This window comes from Bradyrhizobium cajani (assembly GCF_009759665.1).
Taxonomy (GTDB): domain Bacteria; phylum Pseudomonadota; class Alphaproteobacteria; order Rhizobiales; family Xanthobacteraceae; genus Bradyrhizobium; species Bradyrhizobium cajani.
This window is the reverse complement of the sequence record NZ_WQNE01000027.1, coordinates 17058-39343: the sequence shown is the minus strand read 5'-3', so window position 1 is coordinate 39343 and position 22286 is coordinate 17058. Positions and strand designations below refer to the sequence as shown.

Below are 22286 nucleotides of genomic sequence, written 5' to 3'. Positions count from 1 at the left end.
GGGGCATCTTGCCTCAATCCAGCGTGCGGCGGAAGCGCGTCACGGCGATGGTCATGGCGAGCAGCATCAGGGCCGCCAGCGCCAGCGTGTCGAAGCGCAAGTTCTGCATGGTCGCGCCCTTCAGCATGATGGCGCGGACGATGCGCAGGTAATGGGTCAGCGGCAGGGCCTCGCCGAGATATTGCGCCCAGGCCGGCATGCCCGCGAACGGGAACATGAAGCCGGAGAGCAGGATGCTCGGCAGGAAGAACATCATCGACATCTGCATGGCCTGGAGCTGGTTCTGCACCAGGGTCGAGATCGTGTAGCCGATCGACAGATTGGTGGTGATGAACAGCGTCGAGAGCAGCGCCAACAGGAACAGATTGCCGAGCACGGGCACGCCGAACAGGCCGACGCCGATGCCGATGATGAGGAAGGCCTGAACGAAGCCGACCAGCACGTAAGGGACGATCTTGCCGAACATCACCTCGACCGGCCTGATCGGCATCGACAACAGGCTCTCCATGGTGCCGCGCTCGACCTCGCGCGTGACCGACAGCGCGGTGAAGATCAACATGGTCATGGTGAGGATGGTGCCGACGAGGCCCGGCACGATGTTGAGGCTGGAGGCCGCGGCCGGATTGTAGCGGGCATGGGCGCGGATCTCGAACGGCATGTCGGGGGGATCGCCGATGTAGAGATCGTGCTTGAGCGCGGTCTGCACCACCATGCCGAGCGAGCCGATCGCCGAGCTCGCGGCTACCGGATCGGTGGCGTCGGCCGCGACCAGCAGCGCAGGCCTGTCGCCGCGGCGCACCGCCCGCTCGAAGCCGCGCGGGATCTCGACCCCGAACAGCACCTTGCCGGATTTCAGGAGGTTGTCGAAATCATCGACGTCGTGCACCTCGTAGAGGAAGCGGAAATAGGCGGTGTTCTCAAGCGCCTTCAGGATCGAGCGGGCGAGGTCCGAGTCCTCCTGGAGCAGCACGGCACTCGGCAGATGGCGCGGCGTGGTGTTGATGGCATAGCCGAACAGCATGAGCTGCATGACCGGCAGCATCACGATCATGGCGAACGAGACGCGGTCGCGCCGCAGCTGGATGAACTCCTTGACCAGCATTGCATAGGAGCGCTTCCAGAATCCGAAGCGCTCGCGGATTTCGTGGGCCGGTGCGGAATGATCAAGGGCGCTCATTGGAAATTATCCCTGGAGCGGCTCATCAGCTCGATGAACACGTCTTCGAGCGATGGCGACGACTTCTGCCAGTGCAGGCCGCTTCTCTCGCGCCACGGCCCGATACCGGCTTCGAGCGCGGCGACGTCGCGCCCCGAAACGTGCAACGAGGTGCCGAACGGCGCCACCATATCGATGCCGGGCTTGCCGGTGAGCGCAGCCGCGAGCTCGTTCAGGTCCTCGCCCGTCACAGTGTAGGTCGTGAGCGCGGACTTGGCGATCACCTGCTCCACGGTGCCGTGCGTCAGGAGATGACCATAGGCGATATAGGCGATCTCGTGACAGCGCTCGGCCTCGTCCATGTAGTGGGTCGAGACCAGCACCGTGAGGCCATCGGCCGCGAGCGCGTGGATCTCGTTCCAGAAGTCGCGCCGCGCCTTGGGATCGACGCCGGCGGTCGGCTCGTCGAGCAGCAGCAGTTGCGGATTAGGCAGCGTGCAGGCCCCTAACGCCAGGCGCTGCTTCCAGCCGCCGGAGAGCTCGCCTGCAAGCTGCTCCTCGCGGCCCGACAGCCCGAGCCGCTTGATCATGTCACGCGCGGCGCCGCGCGCATCAGCAAGGCCGTAGAGCCGCGCGACAAATTCGAGGTTCTCGCGCACCGAGAGATCCTGGTACAGGCTGAAGCGCTGGGTCATGTAGCCGACCTGGCGCTTGATCTTCTCCGCATCGCGGCGGATGTCGTAGCCGAGACAGGTGCCCTCGCCGCTGTCGGGCGTGAGCAGCCCGCAAAGGATGCGGATGGTCGTGGTCTTGCCCGAGCCGTTGGGCCCGAGGAAGCCGTAGATCGAGCCGCGCTTCACCTGCATCGACAGATCGTGCACGACCTCGCGGCCGCCGAACGATTTGGTCAGGCCCTTGACGTCGATCGCGATGCCGTTGCCGCCGTTCATCGCTTGTCCGCCACCGGGGTCTTGGGATTGAGATGGACGTCGATCGGCTGCCCGACGCGCAAGGCGTCGGGGCGCGACGGCCGCGCCTGGATGAGGTAGACGAGCTTGTTGCGCTCCTCGAGGCTGTAGATCACTGGCGGGGTGTATTCCGCCGAGGTCGCGATGAAATAGATCTTCGCGGTGAGATCGGCTGCGCAATTGTCGCAGGCGACGCGCACGGTGTCGCCGATCGCAAGCTTCGGCAGTTCGGTCTCCGGCACGAAGAAGCGCAGCTTCATGTTGCCGGGCGGCATGATCGAGAGCACCGGCCGCTGCGCCGCCACCATCTCGCCCTCGCGGAAATAGATCTGCTGGATGGTGCCGGCGACAGGCGCAAAGCCCTTGCGCCGCGCCATCCGCGTCTCCGACGTCGCCACCCGCGCTTCCGCAACACGCAAGGACGACACGGCGGAATCCAGATTGGCCTGCGTGCCCGAGCCGGTCTTGTTCAGCGAGGCCGCACGATCGTAGGTCTGCTGCGCGTTGGCGAGCGTCGCCTTGTTCTGGTTGAGATCGGCAAGCTGGAGATCGTCGTCGACGGAATAGAGGTGATCGCCGACCTTGACCTCGTCGCCCTCGCGGACATGGAGCTTCGTCACCCGGCCCGCTTCGTCGGGGCTGACGAAGATCATGTCGGCCTCGACCCAGCCCTGGAAGCCGGGATCGCGCTTCTCGTTGCAACCGGCCAGCCCGGTTGCGAGCACGGCGACCAATGCAAGTCTCAAAATTGCATGAGGCGACCAATGCTGTCGATCCCTCACCCTGAGGAGCCGCGCAGCGGCGTCTCGAAGGGCGAGGCGCCACAGCCGGGCCTTCATCCTTCGAGACGCGCTTTCGGCGCTCCTCAGGATGAGGTGAGAGAGGGGTAGCGACGACTTCATGTCGTCCTCCGTTCGCCAAAAATCAAATCGAGATGAACGCGCAGCATCTCCTGCGCGTCGAGCGGCGCGTGCCGCGCAAACAGGCTCTGCCAGATCACGGCGATCATCGCGGGCGCGACCAGGATCTGCGGATAGCGCGCGAGGTTCTTCTCGCGGATCTCGCCACGCGCGATGCCGAGCTCGATCAGCCCGCGCATGCCGGCGATCCCGCGCGAGACGACCTCGCGATAGTAGAAATCGGCCACGGACGGAAAGCGCGGCCCCTCCGCTACGATCAGGCGCACGAGATCGCCGCGCCTTGTGCCGATGACCTCTTTCAGGAAGTTGCCGGCAAAGGTCTCGATGAGCTCGCGCACCGTTCCGGTCGGCGGCGGCAGCGCGTTCAGCTTCGCGACGACAGGCACGATGACGATGCGCACCAGCTCCTCGAACATCGATTCCTTGTCCTTGAAGTGCAGGTAGATCGTGCCCTTGGCGACACCGGCCCGCTTGGCGATGTCGTCGAGCCGCGTTGCGGCAAAGCCGCGCGCAATGAACTCCTCCATTGCCGCCTCCACGATCGCTGCGCGGCGCTCCGCGGCACGCGCGGCACGGCTCGAGGCAGGCGCCGCGTCGTTGCCGGGAGGCGCATCGTGCTTCGCATTGGCGCGATCTGCGGACGACATGGCGGCTTTGGTCGGCTTCTTTGTCATTGCATATTTATGACTGACTGGTCAGTCATAGTCAAGGGAAGGAGCGAAACAAGAATCGGAAACGAATTAGCATTGACTAATGAATTAGTGTTCGCTAATTGAAGTCCCATGATCGAAGCCACCCCAAATCCCATCACCACGGTGATGCGCGCCCTCGCCGACCCGACCCGCCGCGCCGTGTTCGAGCGCGTCTTCGACAGCAAGGAGATCAGTGTCGCCGAGCTCACGCGCGGCAGCGGCGTGACCCAGGGCGCGATCTCGCAGCACCTGAAATCCCTCAAGCAGGCCGGCCTCGTCGCCGAGCGTGCCGAGGGCCGCAACGTCTACTACCGCGCCGCGCCGCAAGGGCTCGAGCCCCTGGTCACCTGGATGGACCATTACGGCGTGTTCTGGCGCGAGCGCTTCCAGAACCTGCGTGACCTCTTGAAGGAGATCGATCCGTGAGTGCAGCCGCGTTGAAAGCCGAGACAAAGGACATCGTCATCGACGAGATCTTCCCCCACGCACCCGAGACGATCTGGAAGACGCTGACCAGCGCCCAGTTGATCGCGCGCTGGCTGATGCAGCCGACCGGTTTTGAAGCCGTCGCAGGCAAGGCCTTCACGTTCCAGACCACCCCGGGCGGCAACTGGGACGGCGTCATTCATTGCCGGGTTCTGGAGGTCGTGCCGAACCGGCGCCTCGTCTATGCCTGGAAGGGCGGCGACGAGCGCAACACCGGCTACGGCGCGCCGCTCGACACCGTCGTGACGTGGTCCCTCACCCCGGTCGAATCCGGCACGCGGATCCGCCTGGTTCACGCCGGCTTCGTGCTGCCGAGGAACGAGTCCGCCTACACGGTCATGAGCGGCGGCTGGAAGAAGGTCGTGCGCCAGCTCGACGAGATCAGCGGCGAGAAGTGAGGAGATATCGCGATGGACAAGCCCTTTACCGGCGGCTGCGCCTGCGGCGCGATCCGCTATTCGATTGCTGGTGAGCCGCTGTTCAGCAATCACTGCCAGTGCCGGGACTGCCAGCGGGAAAGCGGCAGCGGCCACGGCTCGTACATGACCTTCGCGCGCGCCGGCGTCACGGTGACCGGCGAGGCGAAGCATTGGGACATGGTCGCTGACAGCGGCAACGTGAAGACGCGCGGTTTCTGCACGCAGTGCGGCGTGCCGGTCTATATGACCTTCGCAGCGCAGCCCGACGTCTTCACGATCCGCGCAGGAAGCCTCGATGAGCCCACCCGCTACAGGCCGCAAGTCGTCACCTACGCCGCGCGCGGCAATGGCTGGGATCGCCTCGACCCTGGTCTGACGAAGTTCGAAGGCATGCCGCCGGGGTGAAGCGCTAGGCAAAATCCAGCACCATGCGGCCGTCGATCTTGCCGGCCTTCATGCGGTCGAAGACGTCGTTGACTTGCGCGAGCGGCACCTTCGTCACCTCGGCCTTCACCTTGCCGTCGACGGCAAACGCGATGGCTTCAGCGAGATCGCGCCGCGTGCCGACGATGGAGCCGCGCACGGTGATGCGCTTGAGCACGACGTCGAAGATCGGGGTCGGGAATTCGCCCGGCGGCAGGCCGACGAGGCTGACGGTGCCCTTCCGGCGCACCATCCTCAGCGCCTGCGCGAACGCTGCGGTCGACACCGCGGTCACCAGCACGCCGTGCGCCCCGCCCCCGGTTGCCGCCAGCACCTTGTCCGCGGCATCGGCCGCGAGCGCGTTGACCGCGAGGTCGGCACCGGTCTCCCGCGCCAGCTCCAGCTTGTCCTCGGCGATGTCGACGGCCGCGACCTTCAGCCCCATCGCCTTGGCGTACTGGACCGCGACATGGCCGAGCCCGCCGACGCCCGAGATCACGACCCACTCACCGGGCTTTGCCTCCGTCTCCTTCAAGCCCTTGTAGGTGGTGACGCCGGCGCACAGGATCGGCGCGACGGCGGCGAAATCGACCGTCGCAGGCAGCTTTGCGGCGAAGGCCGCCGAGGCAATGACATATTCGGCGAAGCCGCCGTTCACGCTGTAGCCGGTGTTATGCTGGTGCTCGCACAGCGTCTCCCAGCCCGTCTCGCAATATTCGCAGGACATGCAGGCATCGTGCAGCCAGGCGACGCCGACGGCATCGCCGACCTTGAGATTCTTCACGCCGGGCCCGAGCGCGGCGACGATGCCGGCCGCCTCATGGCCGGGGATGAAGGGCGGAACCGGCTTCACCGGCCAGTCGCCGGATGCGGCGTGCAGATCGGTGTGACAGACCCCGCAGGCCTTCACCTTGACCAGGACCTCGCCCGGACCGGGCTGCGGAACCGGCACCTCCTCGATCACCAGCGGCTTGCCGAATTGCTTGACGATTGCGGCTTTCATGGTCGGCATCGGTCTGCTCCCTTGCATATGCCGGGGCAGATTAGCGATGCGGCGCAGCGGGCCTTTGACAGGCGTCAAACAGCACAAAGTTTGCGCAAATCGCTCGCGCAATCGTGACATCGCGACGACAACGACGGGCAGAGCCCTGTCAGCTGTGGAACTTCAACCCGTCGACGATCTTGTCGATGACTTTGCGGTCGGCGCGCATCGCGATCCCAACGAGATTGAGCTCGGTGCGTGCCACCGCCCTCACCGCCTCGCGGTTGGCGGCATCGTGCGTCGTCTTGAACATGTCCTCGGTGTAGACCGCCGGCACGACGTTACGCGCAAGCGCGCGGTCGAGCGCGCGCGACAGCGCGGCACCGTCGGCGCCATAGATCAGGATCGGCTGGCCGATCAGCGCGTGGTATCTCGTGCCAGAAGCATCCTCATAGGCCTCGCCGATGCAGTCCGGAAACGCCGCCGCGATGCCGCTGGTGAGGAAGGAGGCGACGTTGAGCTTCTGCCAGGCCTGAAGATCGGTGCGGATCACCACGGCGATCTTGGTGTCGAACTGCATGTGCTCCTCAGCTGTCATTCCGGGGCGCGCCGCTTTGGCGCGAGCCCGGAATCCATCGGGCCGCAGAGTCGGTGGACGAATGGATTCCGGGTTCGATGCTACGCATCGCCCCGGAATGACAGCAAGAGGAATCAGCGCTTCGGCAATCAGCCCTTCGCGTCGCAGGCCCAGGCGCGGATCACGCATTCCTTGCCGCCGTATTTGTAGCATTCGCGCGTTGCGGCGTTGAGGGAAGCCGAGATCTTCGGCTTGATGGCATAACCATAGGCGCCGCAGGGATTGGCGAGATCGACGGACACGGCGGCGCAGGCGCGCTTCATCGTAACGGTGGTGCAATCGCCCCTGCACTGCTTCTGTGCCGCGGCGCGCGCCTCGTGCTCGGCGCCGTAATCATAGGCCTGGCCGTAGGCGCCGCACTTGCCGACCGCAATGGCGCCGGCGGCGTGGACTTCAGTGATGTAACGGGCACCGGAAACGCATACCGACAGCGCAAAGAAAAATATCGCGCAACGGCGCGCGACGACGTTCGAAGCCATGGAAAACCCCTCCCCCCAAGGCAGGCGAAGGGGACTCTAAGCGGCGGTCGTTTCCACTTGGTGAACGAGTGGTTGAAATCGGAGGGTCGGGAGGTGCCGTAGGGTGGGCAAAGCGAAGCGTGCCCACCAATTGCGGATCACCGTGTGGAGAGATGGTGGGCACGGCGCTGCGCGCCTTTGCCCACCCTGCGGCACTGTCACCCGCGTCTTGCCGCTTCCAGCGCCTGCGGGGTGTCGATGTCGAGGAAGGCGCTCTCGCCGTCGACGGGCACTTCGGCGACCGCCTCCGCGTGCTTGGCGATCAAATGGCGCGCGCCGACATCGCCGTCGAGCGTCATCAGCTCCTTGAAGAAGCGGCGCGACCACAGCACGGGATTGCCGCGGCGGCCTTCGCTCACGGGCACGACGATGAGATTGCCGCGGTCCGGTGCGAAGCCGTCGATGAGGCGGTCGATCAGGCCGGCATCGATCAGCGGCATGTCGCCAAGGCAAACCACGGCGCCGTCGCAGGTCTCGGGGGTGGCGGCGATGCCGGCCTTGACCGAGCTTGCGATGCCGCCGGCGAAATCCGGGTTGCGGACGAATTTGACCTTCAGGCCTTGCAGCGCCTGCTCGACCAGCTCGGCTTGATGCCCGGTGACGACGATCACCTCGGACGCTTTGGAGGCCAGCGCCTGCTCGGTCGCGATCCGCACCAGCTTCTTGCCGTCGAACTCGGCGAGCAGCTTGTTCGGCCCGCCCATGCGGGTGGAACGGCCCGCCGCCAGCACGATGGCGGCGACCTGGCTGTTACCCTCGGGCTCGGGTTTTGCGCGCGGCTGCGGGCGCGTGACGATCTCCATCAGGAGCCCGCCGACACCCATGCCCATCAGTTCCGAACGCGTCACCTTGATGCCGGCGAGGAGCCGCATCAGCACCCAGTCAAAACCGTTCTCGACCGGCGAGCGTGCGCAGCCCGGCGCACCCAGCACCGGCACAGTGCCGGCGCGGGCAATCAGCAGCAGATTGCCGGGGTCGACCGGCATGCCGAAATGCTCGATCTCGCCGCCAATGCCGGTGACGGCCGCCGGAATGACATCGCGGCGGTCGGCGATCGCGGACGCCCCGAACACGATGACGAGCTCCGCGCCGAGCGCGAGCAGCTCCTTGATCGCGGCCGACAGTGCCTGTTCGTCGTGCTGGACCCGCCGCTCTGCAATGATGCCGGCGCCGGCCGGCGCGAGCCGCTCGGCGGTGACGCGCAGCGTCTTGTCGATCACCTTGGATGACAGGCCCGGCAACAGCGTCGAGACCACGCCGACGCGCTGGATCACGTAGGGCGCGATCTTGAGCACGTCCTTGCCGGCGGCGTTCACCGCGGCATCGCGCAAACTTCCTTCGACGCCGAACGGGATGATCTTGACGGTGCCGACCATCTCGCCCTCGACCACCGGCTTGTAGGCCGACAGCGTGGCAAAGGTGATGGCCTCGTCGATGTTGTTGATGCGGTCGACCGCGGCGCGGTCGATCACCAGCACACCCCCGCGCGCGGCAAACAGATTGGCGCGGCCGGTGAAGGCGCGCTCGACATGGATGCCCTCGCCGCCGACGGCGAGCGCGATGCTGGCGGCCGCGACGTCCTCGGAGACGTCGCCCGCCTCCATACGCACCACGACGATGTCCTTGATGCCCGCGCGCTCCAGCGCCTCGACCTCGGCCTGGCCGATCGTCGTGCCTTTCTTCAGCACCAGCGGTCCCTGGCGCAGGGTGTGGACGGTCACCCCGCCGATCGCATCCCTGGGGCTCGCCGGGCCGAACTTCATGCCGCTTCTTCTTTTTCTTTTGGAGGCAGCCGCAGCACGGCCGTGATCTCGGCCATGATCGCCACCGCGATCTCGGACGGCGAGACCGCGCCGATCGCAAGGCCAATCGGCGCGTGGATACGCGCGATGTCGCTCTCCTTCGCACCCTGCGCCCGCAACCGGTCGCCGCGCTTGGCATGCGTCTTCCGCGAGCCGAGCGCGCCGATGTAGAAGCAGTTGCGCTCGAAGGCGTGCAGCAGCGCGGGGTCGTCGATCTTCGGATCGTGCGTCACCGCGACAAAGGCGGTGTAGGCATCGACATTGAGCGGCGGCAACGCCGTGTCGGGCCATTCCGCGACCAGCGGAACGTCGGGGAAGCGCTCGGGGCTCGCAAAGGCGGTGCGGGGATCGACCACGGTGACGTCATAGCCGAGCGAGCGCGCCAGCGGCGCCAGCGCTTGGCTGATGTGAACCGCGCCGACGATGACGAGCTTGGCGGTCGGGGCGTAGACGTTGAGGAACAATTTCTTGCCGCCGGCCTCGACATTGGCGCTCTTGCCCATGCGAAGCTGCTTTTCCAGCTCGGTGCGCAGCGGGTCATTCGCGAAGTCTTTCGCCTTCACCAGGCGCTGCTCGCCGCTCTCGGTGTCGGTCACGAGAATCACCGGCCGGCGCGCGGCGCGCTCGGCATTGAGTTCGTGCAGGATCGCCAGCTTCACGGCTAACCGACCTTCTCGACGAAGACGCGGATGGTGCCGCCGCAGGACAGCCCGACATTCCAGGCGGTCTCGTCGGCGACGCCGAACTCCAGCATCCTGGGCTTGCCGCTCTCGATCACGTCCATGGCCTCGGTGACCACGGCGCCCTCGACGCAGCCGCCGGAGACGGAGCCTAAGAACGTGCCCTCGTCGTTGATGACGAGGCTCGAGCCCGCCGGGCGCGGCGCCGAGCCCCAGGTTTCCACGACCGTCGCCAGCGCGACGCCACGGCCGGCCTTCTGCCAGTCCTCCGCCGCCTTCAGAATATCCTCGTCGCGATCGAGCATGGTGGGCCTCTCAAGCTGCGGAGCGGATCAGGCTGCGGTGATGCGGCGGCAGCGGCTGGGAGAGCGTCGTGATCAGCTCCTGGATCGAACTCAAATTATGCACGGGCCGGAATTCGTCAACGTGCGGGAGCATCATTTTGATGCCCTGCGCCTTGGCCTCGAAACCGCTGAACCGCAGTAGCGGGTTCAGCCAGATCAGCCGCCGGCAGGAGCGGTGCAGCCGGTCCATCTCGAAGGCCAGCTTGGAATCGGCCTCCCGCTCCAGCCCGTCGGAGATCAGGAGCACGATGGCGCCCTGGCTCAGCACGCGCCGCGCCCACAATTTGTTGAAGTTGTGCAGCGAGGCCGAAATCCGGGTGCCGCCGGCCCAGTCCTCCACCGCCGCCGAGCAGCTCGCCAGCGCCTCGTCGGGATCGCGCTGGCGCAGCGCGCGGGTGACGTTGGTCAGGCGCGTGCCGAACAGGAACACCGAGACGCGCTTGCGCGCGTCGGTGATGGCGTGGAGGAAGTGCAGGAACAGGCGAGTATATTCGCTCATCGAGCCGGAGATATCGAGCAGCGCCACGATCGGCGCCGGCTTCTCGATCCGCCCGAGGCGATGGATGTCGATGATGTCGCCGCCGGTGCGCAAGGAGGCGCGCAGCGTCCGCCGCAGGTCGAGACGAATTCCGCGGGGATCGGGCCGACGCCGGCGCGTCAGAAGCTCGGCCTGCGGCAGGTGCATCTTCTCGATGGCGCGGAGCGCCTCGGTGATCTCCGCCGCGCTCATCTGCGCAAAATCCTTCTTCTGGAGGATCTCCTTGTCGGACACCGACAGGCGCAGATCCTGCTCCTGGTGCTGCGGCGTCTCAGTCATGCGCGGCTGCGACATCGCTTCCTGCACGCGGCGGGAGCCTGCCTGCGGCTTCTTCTTGGCCTGCTCAGGCAGCGGCACCGAATCCAGCATGTGCTTCCATTCTTCCGAGGCGCGGAAGAACAGGTTGAAGGCCTGGCGGAAGATCAGCGCATGCTCGTGGCGCTTGACGAAGATCGCCTCCAGCGCGGTGAAGACGTCAGTACGGTTGCCGATGTCGATCACCTGGAGCGCGCTCATGGCATCGATCACCGCACCAGGCCCGACCGGCATGCCGGCGGCGCGGAGTGCACGGGCGAAGCCGACGATGTTGTCGGCGAACTGCTCGGTCTGCTCGGGCGCGAGGTGGTTGATGGCCATGGCTTCACACTCTCGGTCGTCATTCCGGGGCGATGCGCAGCATCGAGCCCGGAATCCATTCATCCACCAACTCTGCGGCCCGATGGATTCCGGGTTCGCGCTATGCGCGCCCCGGAATGACGGGAAAATCAATTCTCGCTCGTCGCGTCCTTCAGCACCTTCTGCAAGGTGTCGCCCTGCATCCGCGTGATGTCGTCCTGGTATTTGAGCAGCGCGCCCAGCGTGTCGCCGACCAGTTGCGGGGTCAGCGAGCGGGCGTCGAGCTCCGACAAGGCGGTGGCCCAGTCAATGGTCTCGGCGACGCCCGGCGACTTGTAGAAGTCCTGGTTGCGCAGCGCCTGAACGAAGCGCACGACCTGCTGCGACAGCTTGGCCGAGATGCCGGGCACGCGCGTCTTGACGATCGCGAGCTCGCGCTCGGCGGCGGGATAGTCGACCCAGTGATAGAGGCAGCGCCGCTTCAGCGCGTCATGGATCTCGCGGGTGCGGTTTGAGGTGATGATGACGATCGGCGGGTGCGGCGCCTTCACCGTGCCGAATTCGGGAATGGTCACCTGGAAGTCGCTGAGGATTTCGAGCAGATATGCCTCGAACGCTTCGTCGGCGCGGTCGAGCTCGTCGATCAGGAGCACCGGCGGGCCGGCCACATCAGGCTCCAGCGCCTGGAGCAGCGGCCGCTTGATCATGTAGCGGTCGGCGAAGATGTCGCTCGAAAGCTGGTCGCGATCGGTGTCGCCGGCGGCTTCCGCCATCCGGATCGCAATCATCTGCGCGGCGCTGTTCCACTCATAGACCGCGGAGGAGACGTCGAGGCCTTCGTAGCACTGGAGGCGGATCAGCTTCCGCCCCAGCGCCGCCGAGAGCACCTTTGCGATTTCGGTCTTGCCGACGCCGGCCTCGCCTTCGAGAAACAGCGGCCGGCCCATGCGCAGCGACAGATAGGTCACCGTCGCCAGCGACCGCTCCGCGAGGTAGCCCCGCGACGTGAGGAGTTCGAGCATCGCATCCACCGATGCCGGCAAAGCACCGGAAGAATTGGCCGCTGAAGTCATGAAAAGCCAGTCTCGTTACGCCCTCACAGGGACAAGTTTGGGCCAGGGGGTGAGGTCACCTCACTCCTTGGCATTGGCGGCGTCGACGGCTCGCCGCGTCAGCACCCCGATGAGGTGCGCGCGGTACTCGGCGCTGCCGTGGATGTCGCTGTTGAGGCCTTCCGCCGGCACCTCGATGCCTTCGATTGCCTTCGCTGCAAAGCGCTTCTTCAGCGCCTCCTCGAACGCGGTGACGCGGAACACGCCTTCGGAGCCGGCGCCGGTGACGGCGACGCGCACGTCGGAGGGGCGCCGCGCCACGAACACGCCGACCAGCGCATAGCGCGAGGCCTGGTTGCGGAACTTGACGTAGGCCGCCTTCTTCGGCAGCGGAAACATCACCTTGGTGATGATCTCGTCGGCCTCGAGCGCCGTCGTGAACAGGCCCTGGAAATACTCCTCGGCCTTCAGGCGGCGCTTGTTGGTGACGATGGTCGCCCCCAGCGCGAGCACCGCGGCCGGATAATCCGCGGTCGGATCGTTGTTGGCGAGCGAGCCGCCGATCGTGCCCTTGTGGCGCACGGCGGGATCGCCGATCCCGCCCGCGAGGTTTGCGAGCGCCGGGATCGCCTCACCGACGATCGCCGAGGACGCGACGTCGGCGTGCCTGGCGGTGGCGCCGATCACCAGCGAACGGCCCTTCATCTCGATCGTGTCGAGGCCCTCGATGTGGGAGAGGTCGACCAGATGCGGCGGGCTTGCGAGGCGCTGCTTCATGACGGGAATCAGCGTGTGGCCGCCGGCAATCACCTTGGCGTCCTCGTTCTTCACCAGCAGGTTGGCCGCCTGCCGCACGGTGCCGGGACGATGATATTTGAATTCGTACATGGGGGTGTCCTGATCGCGGAATGCGCGCGCGGTTTACGCGAGATCGGATTTCGCCATCGCCTTCGCGCCGGCGGCGATCGAGGCGACGATGTTCTGGTAACCGGTGCAACGGCAGAGATTGCCTTCCAGCTCCTCGCGGATGGTGTGGTCGTCGAGCTCATGCCCCTTGCGATGCACGATGTCGATCGCGGTCATGATCATGCCCGGCGTGCAGAAGCCGCACTGCAGGCCATGGTGCTCGCGGAAGGCCTCCTGCATCGGATGCAGCGGCGCACCGTCGGCCGCCAGCCCCTCGATCGTCTTGACCTCGTGGCCGTCGGCCATCACGGCAAGCGTGGTGCAGGACTTCACGGCCTTGCCGTCGAGATGCACGACACAGGCGCCGCACTGCGAGGTGTCGCAGCCGACATGGGTGCCGGTCAGGCGCAGATTCTCGCGCAGGAACTGCACCAGGAGGGTGCGGGGATCGACGTTGGCCGTGACTGGATTGCCGTTCACGATGAGGGAGATTTTTGCCATAAGCACTCTCTATCAGCGCCCCGACGGGTCCCATCGAAGCGGTTCTTATAATTATTCCAACCCATCATATGGGCCATTATGCCCGGGGGCAACATCGCCCCGGACGCAAGGGGCCATGACGAAAGGCGATGAGCTCAGCCCTGCACCGCCTTGGCGAAGTTCGCGAAAAATTCGTCGGCCAGTTTCTTGGCGGCGCCGTTGATCAGGCGCTGGCCGAGCTGCGCCAACTTGCCGCCGATCTGGGCCTCGACGTCATAGGACAGAAGCGTGCCGCCGTCCTTCTCGGCGAGCCTGACGGCCGCGCCACCCTTGGCGAATCCGGCGACGCCGCCCTCGCCCTCGCCGGAGATCTTGTAGCCGTTCGGCGGGTCGAGATCGCTGAGCATCACCTTGCCCTTGAATCGCGCCGAGACCGGGCCGACCTTCATTTTCGCGGTCGCACGAAAGCCACCGTCCTCGGTCTTTTCAAGCTCCTCGCAGCCGGGGATGCAGGCCTTCAGCACCTCGGGATCGTTGAGCTTGTCCCACACGGCCTCGCGCGACGCCGCAAGCTGGACTTCGCCGTTCATTGTCATGGCCATGAGGCGCCTCCCGGGATGGCGTAACTATAATGCTGTTCAAGTAACGCACGGAGGCCGCAAAGGAAAGGGTGGTGCCCGGTCACGTGCAATGCATATTCGCAACTGCAAAACGCTTGCGCCGACGGTTTGGGATTGGCAGAGGCGGAGCATGGTGGTTAGGTCCCCCGCGTCATGAGCACATCCCTCTCCCCCCTGCTCGCGCCGATGCTGTCGAGCGCCGCCATGCGCGCGGTGTGCGATGATCGGTCTACCCTTCAGAAAATGCTCGATTTCGAGGCAGCTCTCGCGCGTGCCGAAGCCGCCACGGGCGTGATTCCCGCCGCCGCGTTGGGCCCGATCGAAGCCGCCTGCAAGGCGGAGGCCTTCGATCTCGGCGCGCTGGCGGAGGCCGCGACGCGCTCGGGCAACCTGGCGATCCCGCTGGTGAAGACCCTGACCGCCAACGTTGCCAAAGCCGATCACGATGCCGCGCGCTACGTGCATTGGGGCGCGACCAGCCAGGACGTCATCGACACCGCGACCATGCTCACGCTTCGCGCCGGCATCGATGCGCTGGACGCCGATCTCAGCCGCGCCATCAAGGGCTTCGCCGCGCTGGCGCGCAGCCATCGCAACACCGCGATGGTGGCCCGGACCTGGCTTCAGCACGCGCTGCCGATGCCGTTCGGGCTGAAGGCGGCCGAATATGCCGCAAGCCTCGCCCGCGCCCGCTGCCGCCTGCGGCGGCTCTCCCGCGAGGGTCTCGCGCTGCAATTCGGCGGGGCCGCCGGTACCCTCGCAGCCCTCGGCGACAAGGGGCTCGCGGTCGCAGAGCGACTGGCGCAGGAGCTGAACCTGCCGCTGCCGGAAGCGCCCTGGCACACCCATCGCGACCGGATTGCGGAGGCCGCTTCGTGCTTTGCGATTCTCGCCGGCAGCTGCGGCAAGATCGCACGCGACGTCTCGCTGATGATGCAGACCGATGTCGCCGAAGCCTTCGAGCCGGCCGGCGAAGGCCGCGGCGGCTCTTCGACCATGCCGCACAAGCGCAATCCGGTCGCGGCCGCAAGCGCGCTGGGCGCCGCGACCATGGCGCCACAGCTCGCTGCGACGATATTCGCCGCGCAGGTGCAGGACCACGAGCGCAGTGCCGGGCCCTGGCACGCGGAATGGCCGACGCTGCCGCAATTGATGCTGGTCACCTCCGGCGCGCTCGCGGCGGTCGTCGACATCGCCGAGGGCCTCGATGTCGATACCGCGCGCATGCGCAGCAATCTCGATGCGACACAGGGCCTGATCATGGCGGAAGCCGTCACCTTTGCGCTGGCCGAAAAGATCGGCAAGAGCGACGCGCATCATCTGGTCGAGGCCGCGAGCAAGCGCGCGGTCGCCGAGAAGAAGCATTTGCGCGAGGTGCTGTCGGCCGATTCGCTAGTCACCGCGCATCTTACGCCCCAGAAAATTGCGGCATTGTTCGAGCCGATGGCCTATCAAGGGGCTTCCCAAGCCCTGATCGACCGGCTGCTCGATTCATTGGATCTCTCCTGATGTCATTGCCGGGCTTGACCCGGCAATCCATCATCCTGGATAGATTCACTTTGTAGATGGATGCGCGGGTCAAGCCCGCGCATGACGAGGAAAATGTCATGCCCATGATCGATGCCGACGGTTGCCTGCTCAACGTCTCTGTCGAGGGCCGCGACGGCGGGCCGACCCTGATGCTCTCCAACTCGCTCGGCTGCACGCTTCAGATGTGGGAGCCGCAGATGAAGGCGCTGGCGCAGCTGTTCCGCGTCATCCGCTACGACCGCCGCGGCCATGGCAAGTCCAACGTCCCGCCCGGCCCCTACACGATGCAGCGCTTCGGCCGCGACGTGCTCGCGATCCTCGACGATCTCAACATCGAGAAGGTGCACTGGTGCGGCCTGTCGATGGGCGGCATGGTCGGACAATGGCTGGGCGCGAACGCGCCGGAGCGCTTCGGTAAGATCATCCTCGCCAACACCTCCTGCTACTATGCCGAGCCGACCAAATGGCTGGAGCGCATCGATGCCGTGAAGAAAGGCGGCATCGCGGCGGTCGCCGATGCCGTGATCGCGGGCTGGCTGACCCAGGATTTCCGCGAGCGCGAGCCTGACATCACCGCGAAGATGAAGTCGATGCTGCTCGCCTCCCCCGTCGAGGGCTATCTCGCCTGCTGCGAGGCGCTGTCGACGCTCGACCAGCGCGAGCTGCTGGCGAAGATCAAGAGCCCGACATTGGTGATCGCCGGCCGCCACGACATGGCGACGCCGATCTCGGCGGGCGAATTGATCCGCTCCAACATCCCCGGCGCGAGCATGACCATCATCGATGCCGCCCACATTTCCAACGTCGAGCAGCCGCACGCGTTCACGGACGCGGTGATTGGGTTTTTGACGCAGCGCTGATCTCACAACGCGTCATTGCGAGCGCAGCGAAGCAATCCAGTGACTGGCTCCGCGGAAAGACTCTGGATTGCTTCGCTACGCTCGCAATGACGGAGAGGAGGATACTATGGACGACCAGAAGCGCCGCGATGCCGGCATGAACGTGCGCCGAAAAGTGCTCGGCAATGCCTGGGTCGACAAGTCGATCGCGAACCGCAACGCCTTCAACACCGATTTCCAGGACCTGATCACCCGCTACGCCTGGGGCGAGATCTGGACGCGGCCGCATTTCGACGAACGCACCCGGCGGGTACTGGTGATCGGCACCATGGTCGCGCTCGGGCAATGGGACGAGTTCCGCCTGCATGTGCGCGCGGCGCTTGCCGAAGGCGGTTTCACGCCCGACGACATCAAGGAGATCCTGCTGCAGCAGGCGATTTATTGCGGCGTGCCGGCCGCGAACCACGCCGTGAAGGAAGCCTCAGCGATTGTGCAGGAGCTCGGCCTGCTCAAGCCCTAACGGCGCGGGGGCCTCGACGGTCTTCGGCACCGCCGCCGGCTTCTCGATCACCATCACGATCGCGGCGCCGAGCAAAAGCAGCAGCTCGGTAGCATGCAGCCGGAGGGCGGCCATCTCGCCGACCTTGGAGGCCATCACCATGCTCGCAAACGAGATCGCGTTGCCGATCGCAAGCGCAATGCCGAGTGCCTCGTCGCTGCCGCCATTCTTGCGGGTACGGGGGATGCAGACCAGCGCGAGATAGATCGCAAAGAACGCCACAACGGTCAGCCGTCCCAGCGCCAGCAGCCAGGCTGCGCGGACCGTGCTCATCCCCGCCATCTCGAGATGATCGCTGAGGAACAGCGCGACTGCGACGCTCGGCCGCTCGTAGAGACCATGCACTGGAGCCACGATGATGTTGAAGGCGACCAGCGTCCAGGCCGGGATGAAATAGGCCGCCAGCAGCGCGCCGTTGACCGAGCCGATCCGCCAATTCCCGAACATGCCGCTTCCCGCTTGGTTTGCCGAAGGCCTTCAATGAGAAGGCTTTGCCGGGAGCTAACTCGCATCGGACTGGGGCGGCAATTTAAACCCTTTGTTTACCTTAACTGCCCCCGCAGACGTCGTCATTCCGGGATGGTGCGTCAGCACCAGACCCGGAATCTCGAGATTCTCAGGTGCGCAATTGCGCACCGGAGTTCGGCTCTTCGAGCCGCCCCGGAATGACTCCAAACAAAGAAAAAAGCCCCGCCTTTCGGCGGGGCTCCTCTTCACTACCTCAGTCTTCACTACCCTCGGTCTTGGGCTCCCAAACTAATCGTCCTGAGTGCGCTGGCCCGCCTGCTGACCGGGCCGGTCGCCCTGGCGCATCGGGTCATTCTGCTGCTGCTGTCCGGGTTTCTGGCCGCCGCCCTGCTGCTGCCCTGGCTGCTGGCCTGGGCGCTGCTGACCGGGGTTCTGACTCTGCTGACCCGGATTCTGATTCTGCTGCTTCGTCATCGGGGGAAACTCCCTTGTTGGACGTCAGAGGCCAGACAACGGCTTGCGGCCCTTTTGGTTGCGTCGCGGAACCCGGTTCCTCGCACTTGCGGAACCCGAAACGCGAAATGAGCTCTGCACAAGCCTTTATGTGGAGGCTTCGCCTGTTGCGGCGGCCAGTTCCCTCCTGTTACAAAACTACAAGAATGCTCAAGGGCTGCCGGGGCCCAAGAACTCTCTCTCGAAGAGCTCCCTTTGAGCCGCGTCAGGTGTGGTAACGGCAGTCCATGGATTATTTCGCCCAGCAGCTCATCAACGGCCTCGTACTCGGCTCCATCTACGGCCTGATCGCAATCGGCTACACGATGGTCTACGGCATCGTCGGCATGATCAACTTCGCCCATGGCGATGTCTTCATGATCGGCGGCTTCATTGCGCTGATCACCTTCCTGATCCTGGTCTCGTTCGGCCTGACCGCGATCCCCCTGATCCTGCTTGTCGTGCTCCTGGTGTCGATGGCGATCACCGCGCTCTATGGCTGGACCATCGAGCGCATCGCCTACCGGCCGCTGCGCCATTCCTTCCGTCTCGCCCCGATGCTGTCGGCGATCGGCATGTCCTTCGTGCTGACCAACTACTCGCAGGTGGCACAGGGCGCGCGCGTCAAGCCGATCCCGCCCTTCATCACCGGCGGCTATACGCTGCATGAGAGCCCGGACGGCTTCGTCATCCAGCTCTCCAACATCCAGATCATGGTGGTCGTCACCACCATCGTGCTGCTCGCGATCTTCACCTGGCTGGTGTCGCGCACGCGGCTCGGGCGCGACATGCGCGCCTGCGAGCAGGACCAGACCATGGCGGCGCTGCTCGGCGTCGACGTCGACCGCACCATCTCCATGACCTTCGTGATCGGCGCGGCGCTCGCCGCGGTCGCGGGCCTGATGTACCTGCTCTATTACGGCCTGGTCGATTTCTTCATGGGCTTCGTCGCCGGCATCAAGGCGTTCACCGCGGCCGTGCTCGGCGGTATCGGCTCGCTGCCGGGCGCCATGCTCGGCGGGCTCGCGATCGGCCTGATCGAGACGTTCTGGTCGGCCTATTTCTCGGTCGAGTACAAGGACGTCGCGGCGTTCTCGATCCTGATCGTCGTGCTGATCTTCATGCCGACCGGCCTGCTCGGCCGTCCCGAAGTCGAAAAAGTCTGACGGACCGGCCGCGTGACAGCTCCTTCAAACATGACGGCCAAACCCGCAACGGGCATCCCCTCCCTCCTGAAGACCGCCTTCGTCAACGCGCTGATCGCGCTGGTGCTTTTCTCGCTGATGGTCGGCATCCGCACCGAGGCGGGCTCCGACGGCCAGCTCACCTATGTGACGCGCTTCGGCGAGCTTGCCTCGCTCGTCGCCATCGTGTTCGGCGGCTCGATCGTGATCGAGCTGCTCCGGCAATGGATCGGCCCGACCGGCACCGAGAAGCTGGTGCCGCCGGCGATACAAAGCGGAATGTCGTTCGTCGGCCGTTACCTCGCGCCGGCGCTTCTGATCTTCACGCTGCTGGTGCCCGTCATTTTCTATGACCAGCGCTACATCCTCGATCTCGGGATCCTCGTGCTCACCTATGTGATGCTGGGCTGGGGATTGAACGTCGTGGTCGGCCTGGCCGGCCTGCTCGATCTCGGCTACGTCGCCTTCTACGCGGTGGGCGCCTATTCCTACGCCCTGCTCGCCACCAATTTCGGCTGGTCGTTCTGGGTCTGCCTGCCGCTCGCCGGCATCCTCGCCGCGTTTTGGGGCGTGCTGCTCGGCTTTCCCGTGCTGCGCCTGCGCGGCGACTATCTCGCCATCGTGACGCTCGCCTTCGGCGAGATCATCCGCCTCGTCATCATCAACTGGCAGGAGCTGACCGGCGGTCCCAACGGCGTCACCGGAATCCCGCGTCCCTCCTTCTTCGGCATCCCGCTCGACAACAGCGATGACGGGCTCGCCGCCAGGCTCGGCATCGAGTATTCGGCGACCCACCGCATCGTCTTCCTGTTCTACGTGATCCTGGCGCTTGCGCTCCTCACCAACTGGGTGACGATCCGCCTGCGCCGCCTGCCGATCGGGCGCGCCTGGGAGGCCTTGCGCGAGGACGAGGTCGCCTGCCGCGCGCTCGGCATCAACACCACGACCACCAAGCTCACGGCGTTCGCGACCGGCGCCATGTTCGGCGGCTTTGCCGGCGCGTTCTTCGCCACCCGTCAGGGCTTCATCAGCCCGGAATCCTTCACCTTCCAGGAATCGGCACTGGTGCTTGCCATCGTCGTGCTCGGCGGCATGGGCTCGCAGCTCGGCGTCGCGCTTGCCGCACTCACCATGATCGGCGGCTTCGAGCTGTTCCGCGGCCTCGAGACCTACCGCATGCTGGTGTTCGGCATGGCCATGGTGCTGATCATGATCTGGCGGCCGCGCGGCCTGATCGGCCACCGCGCCCCGACGGTGTATCTGACCAAGGCACAGGCGATCTCCTCCGACCTCGTCAAGGAAGGGCACGGATGAGCGACGACAAGATTCTCAGCGTGGACCGGCTGACCATGCGCTTCGGCGGCATCGTCGCCGTGCAGGATCTGTCCTTCGCCGCCGACCGGAAGAAGATCACCGCGCTGATCGGCCCCAACGGGGCCGGCAAGACCACCGTCTTCAACTGCATCACCGGCTTCTACAAGCCGAGCGGCGGCACCATCCGCCTCACCCATGACGACGGCAGGGTGATCGCGCTGGAGCGGCTGAACGATTTCCGCATCGCCAAGCAGGCCAAGGTCGCCCGTACCTTTCAGAACATCCGTCTGTTTCCCGGCATGACCGCGCTGGAAAACCTGATGGTGGCGCAGCACAACGCCCTGATGCGCGCCTCCGGCTTCACCTTGCTCGGCCTCGTTGGCGCGCCCGTCTACCGGGACGCCGAAAGGCACGCGATCGATCTCGCCACCGACTGGCTCAGGCGGGTCAATCTGCTCGACCGCGCCGACGATGCCGCCGGCAATCTCGCCTATGGCGACCAGCGCCGCCTCGAGATCGCGCGCGCGATGTGCACCGAGCCTGCACTTTTGTGCCTGGACGAGCCGGCCGCCGGGCTCAATGCGCGCGAGAGCGCGGCCTTGAGCGAGCTCCTGCTGTCGATCCGCAACGAACTCGGCACCTCGATCCTGCTGATCGAGCATGACATGTCGGTGGTCATGGAAATCTCCGACCACATCGTGGTGATGGATCATGGCGTCAAGATCGCACAGGGCACGCCGCGCGAGGTCCGCGACGATCCCAAGGTGATCGCCGCCTATCTCGGCACCGACGAGGAAGAGGCCGTGGCCGTGATGGAGAGCGGCTCGTGACGTCAGCCACCCCCCTGCTCGCGATCCGGGCCCTGCACGCCGCCTACGGCAAGATCGAGGCGCTCAAGGGCGTCGACGTCGAGATCAATGCCGGCGAGATCGTCGCGCTGATCGGCGCGAACGGCGCCGGCAAGTCGACGCTGATGATGACGATCTTCGGCAAGCCGCGCGCCCGCGCCGGCCAGATCCTGTACGAAGGCCGCGACATCACCGACGTTCCCACCCACGCGATCGCGCATTTGCGCATTGCGCAATCACCGGAAGGCCGCCGCATCTTCCCACGCATGAGCGTGGCGGAAAACCTCCAGATGGGGGCGGATGCCACTGGATGCACGGATGCGGAACGCGAGGCGACGCTGCAACGCGTGTTCACGTTGTTTCCGCGGCTGAAGGAACGCTACGCCCAGCGCGGCGGAACCCTGTCCGGCGGCGAGCAGCAGATGCTGGCGATCGGCCGCGCCTTGATGAGCCGCCCCCGCCTGCTCCTGCTCGACGAGCCTTCACTGGGGCTCGCGCCACTGATCGCCCGCCAGATTTTCGACGCGATCCGCACCCTGAACCGGCAGGACGGCCTGACCGTGCTGATCGTCGAGCAGAACGCCAACCATGCGCTCAAGCTCGCCCATCGCGGCTATGTCATGGTCAACGGCCTGATCACCCTGGCCGGGACCGGCGCCGAGTTGTTGCAGCGCCCCGAGATTCGCGCCGCCTATCTGGAAGGCGGCCGGCACGGCTGACCCCGCCCGAGGCCGGACCACGTGCGGCCGAAAGTGGCGAGATATCTCCGCCTTGCTCGTATTTTGCCGGTGACTTCTCGCCAATTTCATTCGAG

27 protein-coding genes are annotated in these 22286 nt (G+C 65.7%); 10 read left to right on the top strand and 17 right to left on the bottom strand.

The features are described 5' to 3' along the window. Window positions 1–13: 13 nt before the first annotated feature. Genes GPL20_RS27190 through GPL20_RS27175 form a run of 4 tightly spaced genes read right to left on the bottom strand, consistent with a single transcriptional unit; the run spans window position 14 to window position 3718 of the window. On the bottom strand, window positions 14–1177 hold the full coding sequence (locus GPL20_RS27190; RefSeq protein WP_157333427.1) for an ABC transporter permease: 1164 nt from the start codon (window positions 1175–1177) through the stop codon (window positions 14–16). After that, a complete protein-coding gene (locus GPL20_RS27185) occupies window positions 1174–2106 on the bottom strand; it encodes an ABC transporter ATP-binding protein (RefSeq protein WP_157333425.1) in 933 nt (310 codons plus the stop codon). Before GPL20_RS27185 ends, GPL20_RS27190 begins: the two co-directional genes overlap by 4 nt. After that, complete coding sequence (locus tag GPL20_RS27180; protein WP_246251025.1) at window positions 2103–3026, bottom strand: HlyD family secretion protein; 924 nt, start codon at window positions 3024–3026, stop codon at window positions 2103–2105. Before GPL20_RS27180 ends, GPL20_RS27185 begins: the two co-directional genes overlap by 4 nt. Then, complete coding sequence (locus GPL20_RS27175) at window positions 3023–3718, bottom strand: TetR/AcrR family transcriptional regulator (protein WP_157333421.1); 696 nt, start codon at window positions 3716–3718, stop codon at window positions 3023–3025. Before GPL20_RS27175 ends, GPL20_RS27180 begins: the two co-directional genes overlap by 4 nt. Before the next feature lie 108 nt (window positions 3719–3826). Here GPL20_RS27175 and GPL20_RS27170 point away from each other — a divergent pair, with 108 nt between their 5' ends. Genes GPL20_RS27170 through GPL20_RS27160 form a run of 3 tightly spaced genes read left to right on the top strand, consistent with a single transcriptional unit; the run spans window position 3827 to window position 5046 of the window. Then, window positions 3827–4162: an ArsR/SmtB family transcription factor gene (locus GPL20_RS27170; RefSeq protein WP_157333419.1), complete on the top strand. Its 336-nt coding sequence runs from the start codon at window positions 3827–3829 to the stop codon at window positions 4160–4162. Continuing rightward, window positions 4159–4620, top strand: a complete 462-nt coding sequence (locus tag GPL20_RS27165) for an SRPBCC family protein (RefSeq protein ID WP_254125062.1) — start codon at window positions 4159–4161, stop codon at window positions 4618–4620. Before GPL20_RS27170 ends, GPL20_RS27165 begins: the two co-directional genes overlap by 4 nt. Window positions 4621–4632: 12 nt before the next feature. Then, window positions 4633–5046 (top strand): GFA family protein, encoded by a 414-nt coding sequence (locus tag GPL20_RS27160; protein ID WP_157333417.1) that lies wholly within the window; start codon window positions 4633–4635, stop codon window positions 5044–5046. A 4-nt stretch (window positions 5047–5050) separates the two neighbouring features. Here GPL20_RS27160 and adhP read toward each other — a convergent pair whose 3' ends face one another. The 11 genes from adhP to GPL20_RS27105 form a co-directional block, all read right to left on the bottom strand. Beyond that, window positions 5051–6076: an alcohol dehydrogenase AdhP gene (gene adhP / locus GPL20_RS27155; protein ID WP_157333415.1), complete on the bottom strand. Its 1026-nt coding sequence runs from the start codon at window positions 6074–6076 to the stop codon at window positions 5051–5053. 139 nt (window positions 6077–6215) lie between these two features. Then, window positions 6216–6626 carry a DUF2000 family protein gene (locus tag GPL20_RS27150; RefSeq protein WP_157333569.1) on the bottom strand — a complete coding sequence of 137 codons (411 nt, stop codon included), beginning with the start codon at window positions 6624–6626 and terminating at the stop codon, window positions 6216–6218. 146 nt (window positions 6627–6772) lie between these two features. Further along, on the bottom strand, window positions 6773–7162 hold the full coding sequence (locus GPL20_RS27145; protein WP_157333413.1) for a DUF4189 domain-containing protein: 390 nt from the start codon (window positions 7160–7162) through the stop codon (window positions 6773–6775). A 197-nt stretch (window positions 7163–7359) separates the two neighbouring features. Then, a complete protein-coding gene (locus GPL20_RS27140) occupies window positions 7360–8964 on the bottom strand; it encodes an NTP transferase domain-containing protein (protein ID WP_157333411.1) in 1605 nt (534 codons plus the stop codon). Continuing rightward, window positions 8961–9662 (bottom strand): XdhC family protein, encoded by a 702-nt coding sequence (locus tag GPL20_RS27135; RefSeq protein WP_254125060.1) that lies wholly within the window; start codon window positions 9660–9662, stop codon window positions 8961–8963. The genes GPL20_RS27140 and GPL20_RS27135 overlap by 4 nt, the downstream gene beginning before the upstream one ends. Before the next feature lie 2 nt (window positions 9663–9664). Next, a complete protein-coding gene (locus tag GPL20_RS27130; RefSeq protein ID WP_148751517.1) occupies window positions 9665–9988 on the bottom strand; it encodes an XdhC family protein in 324 nt (107 codons plus the stop codon). Window positions 9989–9998: 10 nt separating this feature from the next. Continuing rightward, window positions 9999–11201: a vWA domain-containing protein gene (locus GPL20_RS27125; protein ID WP_157333409.1), complete on the bottom strand. Its 1203-nt coding sequence runs from the start codon at window positions 11199–11201 to the stop codon at window positions 9999–10001. Window positions 11202–11329: 128 nt separating this feature from the next. Next, a complete protein-coding gene (locus tag GPL20_RS27120; RefSeq protein ID WP_157333407.1) occupies window positions 11330–12253 on the bottom strand; it encodes an AAA family ATPase in 924 nt (307 codons plus the stop codon). 60 nt (window positions 12254–12313) lie between these two features. Next, a complete protein-coding gene (locus GPL20_RS27115) occupies window positions 12314–13120 on the bottom strand; it encodes an FAD binding domain-containing protein (protein ID WP_157333405.1) in 807 nt (268 codons plus the stop codon). A 33-nt stretch (window positions 13121–13153) separates the two neighbouring features. Then, a complete protein-coding gene (locus tag GPL20_RS27110) occupies window positions 13154–13639 on the bottom strand; it encodes a (2Fe-2S)-binding protein (protein ID WP_063703155.1) in 486 nt (161 codons plus the stop codon). 134 nt (window positions 13640–13773) lie between these two features. Next, window positions 13774–14220, bottom strand: a complete 447-nt coding sequence (locus tag GPL20_RS27105) for an SRPBCC family protein (protein ID WP_157333403.1) — start codon at window positions 14218–14220, stop codon at window positions 13774–13776. A gap of 171 nt (window positions 14221–14391) precedes the next feature. Here GPL20_RS27105 and GPL20_RS27100 point away from each other — a divergent pair, with 171 nt between their 5' ends. From GPL20_RS27100 to GPL20_RS27090, 3 genes are all read left to right on the top strand, one after another. Next, window positions 14392–15747, top strand: a complete 1356-nt coding sequence (locus GPL20_RS27100; protein ID WP_157333401.1) for a 3-carboxy-cis,cis-muconate cycloisomerase — start codon at window positions 14392–14394, stop codon at window positions 15745–15747. Between the two features lie 98 nt (window positions 15748–15845). Then, entirely contained in the window at window positions 15846–16628 is a 783-nt protein-coding gene (pcaD, locus tag GPL20_RS27095) for a 3-oxoadipate enol-lactonase (protein ID WP_157333399.1), read from the top strand. A gap of 106 nt (window positions 16629–16734) precedes the next feature. Beyond that, a complete protein-coding gene (locus GPL20_RS27090) occupies window positions 16735–17127 on the top strand; it encodes a carboxymuconolactone decarboxylase family protein (protein WP_157333397.1) in 393 nt (130 codons plus the stop codon). Here the strand turns inward: GPL20_RS27090 and GPL20_RS27085 are convergent. Both GPL20_RS27085 and GPL20_RS39000 read right to left on the bottom strand, forming a co-directional pair. Beyond that, complete coding sequence (locus GPL20_RS27085; protein WP_157333395.1) at window positions 17089–17613, bottom strand: hypothetical protein; 525 nt, start codon at window positions 17611–17613, stop codon at window positions 17089–17091. The two genes, GPL20_RS27090 and GPL20_RS27085, sit on opposite strands and share 39 nt — an antisense overlap. Before the next feature lie 309 nt (window positions 17614–17922). After that, window positions 17923–18108 (bottom strand): hypothetical protein, encoded by a 186-nt coding sequence (locus GPL20_RS39000; protein ID WP_167533232.1) that lies wholly within the window; start codon window positions 18106–18108, stop codon window positions 17923–17925. 266 nt (window positions 18109–18374) lie between these two features. On the opposite strand from GPL20_RS39000, the gene GPL20_RS27075 reads away from it, so the two are divergent. Genes GPL20_RS27075 through GPL20_RS27060 form a run of 4 tightly spaced genes read left to right on the top strand, consistent with a single transcriptional unit; the run spans window position 18375 to window position 22191 of the window. Further along, window positions 18375–19292 carry an ABC transporter permease subunit gene (locus GPL20_RS27075; protein ID WP_157333393.1) on the top strand — a complete coding sequence of 306 codons (918 nt, stop codon included), beginning with the start codon at window positions 18375–18377 and terminating at the stop codon, window positions 19290–19292. A gap of 30 nt (window positions 19293–19322) precedes the next feature. Beyond that, window positions 19323–20624: a high-affinity branched-chain amino acid ABC transporter permease LivM gene (livM, locus tag GPL20_RS27070; protein WP_157333567.1), complete on the top strand. Its 1302-nt coding sequence runs from the start codon at window positions 19323–19325 to the stop codon at window positions 20622–20624. Continuing rightward, window positions 20621–21454: an ABC transporter ATP-binding protein gene (locus GPL20_RS27065; protein WP_157333391.1), complete on the top strand. Its 834-nt coding sequence runs from the start codon at window positions 20621–20623 to the stop codon at window positions 21452–21454. The genes livM and GPL20_RS27065 overlap by 4 nt, the downstream gene beginning before the upstream one ends. Next, entirely contained in the window at window positions 21451–22191 is a 741-nt protein-coding gene (locus GPL20_RS27060; protein WP_254125056.1) for an ABC transporter ATP-binding protein, read from the top strand. The genes GPL20_RS27065 and GPL20_RS27060 overlap by 4 nt, the downstream gene beginning before the upstream one ends. Window positions 22192–22286: the final 95 nt, after the last annotated feature.

Coding starts and splice junctions, on each gene's coding strand:
- GPL20_RS27190 (WP_157333427.1), bottom strand. CDS start 1,177: ATGAGCGCCCTTGATCATTCCGCACCGGCCCACGAAATCCGCGAGCGC.
- adhP (WP_157333415.1), bottom strand. CDS start 6,076: ATGCCGACCATGAAAGCCGCAATCGTCAAGCAATTCGGCAAGCCGCTG.
- GPL20_RS27145 (WP_157333413.1), bottom strand. CDS start 7,162: ATGGCTTCGAACGTCGTCGCGCGCCGTTGCGCGATATTTTTCTTTGCG.
- GPL20_RS27125 (WP_157333409.1), bottom strand. CDS start 11,201: ATGGCCATCAACCACCTCGCGCCCGAGCAGACCGAGCAGTTCGCCGAC.
- GPL20_RS27085 (WP_157333395.1), bottom strand. CDS start 17,613: ATGTTCGGGAATTGGCGGATCGGCTCGGTCAACGGCGCGCTGCTGGCG.
- GPL20_RS27090 (WP_157333397.1), top strand. CDS start 16,735: ATGGACGACCAGAAGCGCCGCGATGCCGGCATGAACGTGCGCCGAAAA.
- GPL20_RS27130 (WP_148751517.1), bottom strand. CDS start 9,988: ATGCTCGATCGCGACGAGGATATTCTGAAGGCGGCGGAGGACTGGCAG.
- GPL20_RS27170 (WP_157333419.1), top strand. CDS start 3,827: ATGATCGAAGCCACCCCAAATCCCATCACCACGGTGATGCGCGCCCTC.
- pcaD (WP_157333399.1), top strand. CDS start 15,846: ATGCCCATGATCGATGCCGACGGTTGCCTGCTCAACGTCTCTGTCGAG.
- GPL20_RS27120 (WP_157333407.1), bottom strand. CDS start 12,253: ATGACTTCAGCGGCCAATTCTTCCGGTGCTTTGCCGGCATCGGTGGAT.
- livM (WP_157333567.1), top strand. CDS start 19,323: ATGACGGCCAAACCCGCAACGGGCATCCCCTCCCTCCTGAAGACCGCC.
- GPL20_RS27140 (WP_157333411.1), bottom strand. CDS start 8,964: ATGAAGTTCGGCCCGGCGAGCCCCAGGGATGCGATCGGCGGGGTGACC.
- GPL20_RS27175 (WP_157333421.1), bottom strand. CDS start 3,718: ATGACAAAGAAGCCGACCAAAGCCGCCATGTCGTCCGCAGATCGCGCC.
- GPL20_RS27185 (WP_157333425.1), bottom strand. CDS start 2,106: ATGAACGGCGGCAACGGCATCGCGATCGACGTCAAGGGCCTGACCAAA.
- GPL20_RS39000 (WP_167533232.1), bottom strand. CDS start 18,108: ATGACGAAGCAGCAGAATCAGAATCCGGGTCAGCAGAGTCAGAACCCC.
- GPL20_RS27100 (WP_157333401.1), top strand. CDS start 14,392: ATGAGCACATCCCTCTCCCCCCTGCTCGCGCCGATGCTGTCGAGCGCC.
- GPL20_RS27160 (WP_157333417.1), top strand. CDS start 4,633: ATGGACAAGCCCTTTACCGGCGGCTGCGCCTGCGGCGCGATCCGCTAT.
- GPL20_RS27110 (WP_063703155.1), bottom strand. CDS start 13,639: ATGGCAAAAATCTCCCTCATCGTGAACGGCAATCCAGTCACGGCCAAC.
- GPL20_RS27180 (WP_246251025.1), bottom strand. CDS start 3,026: ATGAAGTCGTCGCTACCCCTCTCTCACCTCATCCTGAGGAGCGCCGAA.
- GPL20_RS27065 (WP_157333391.1), top strand. CDS start 20,621: ATGAGCGACGACAAGATTCTCAGCGTGGACCGGCTGACCATGCGCTTC.
- GPL20_RS27150 (WP_157333569.1), bottom strand. CDS start 6,626: ATGCAGTTCGACACCAAGATCGCCGTGGTGATCCGCACCGATCTTCAG.
- GPL20_RS27105 (WP_157333403.1), bottom strand. CDS start 14,220: ATGGCCATGACAATGAACGGCGAAGTCCAGCTTGCGGCGTCGCGCGAG.
- GPL20_RS27115 (WP_157333405.1), bottom strand. CDS start 13,120: ATGTACGAATTCAAATATCATCGTCCCGGCACCGTGCGGCAGGCGGCC.
- GPL20_RS27075 (WP_157333393.1), top strand. CDS start 18,375: ATGGATTATTTCGCCCAGCAGCTCATCAACGGCCTCGTACTCGGCTCC.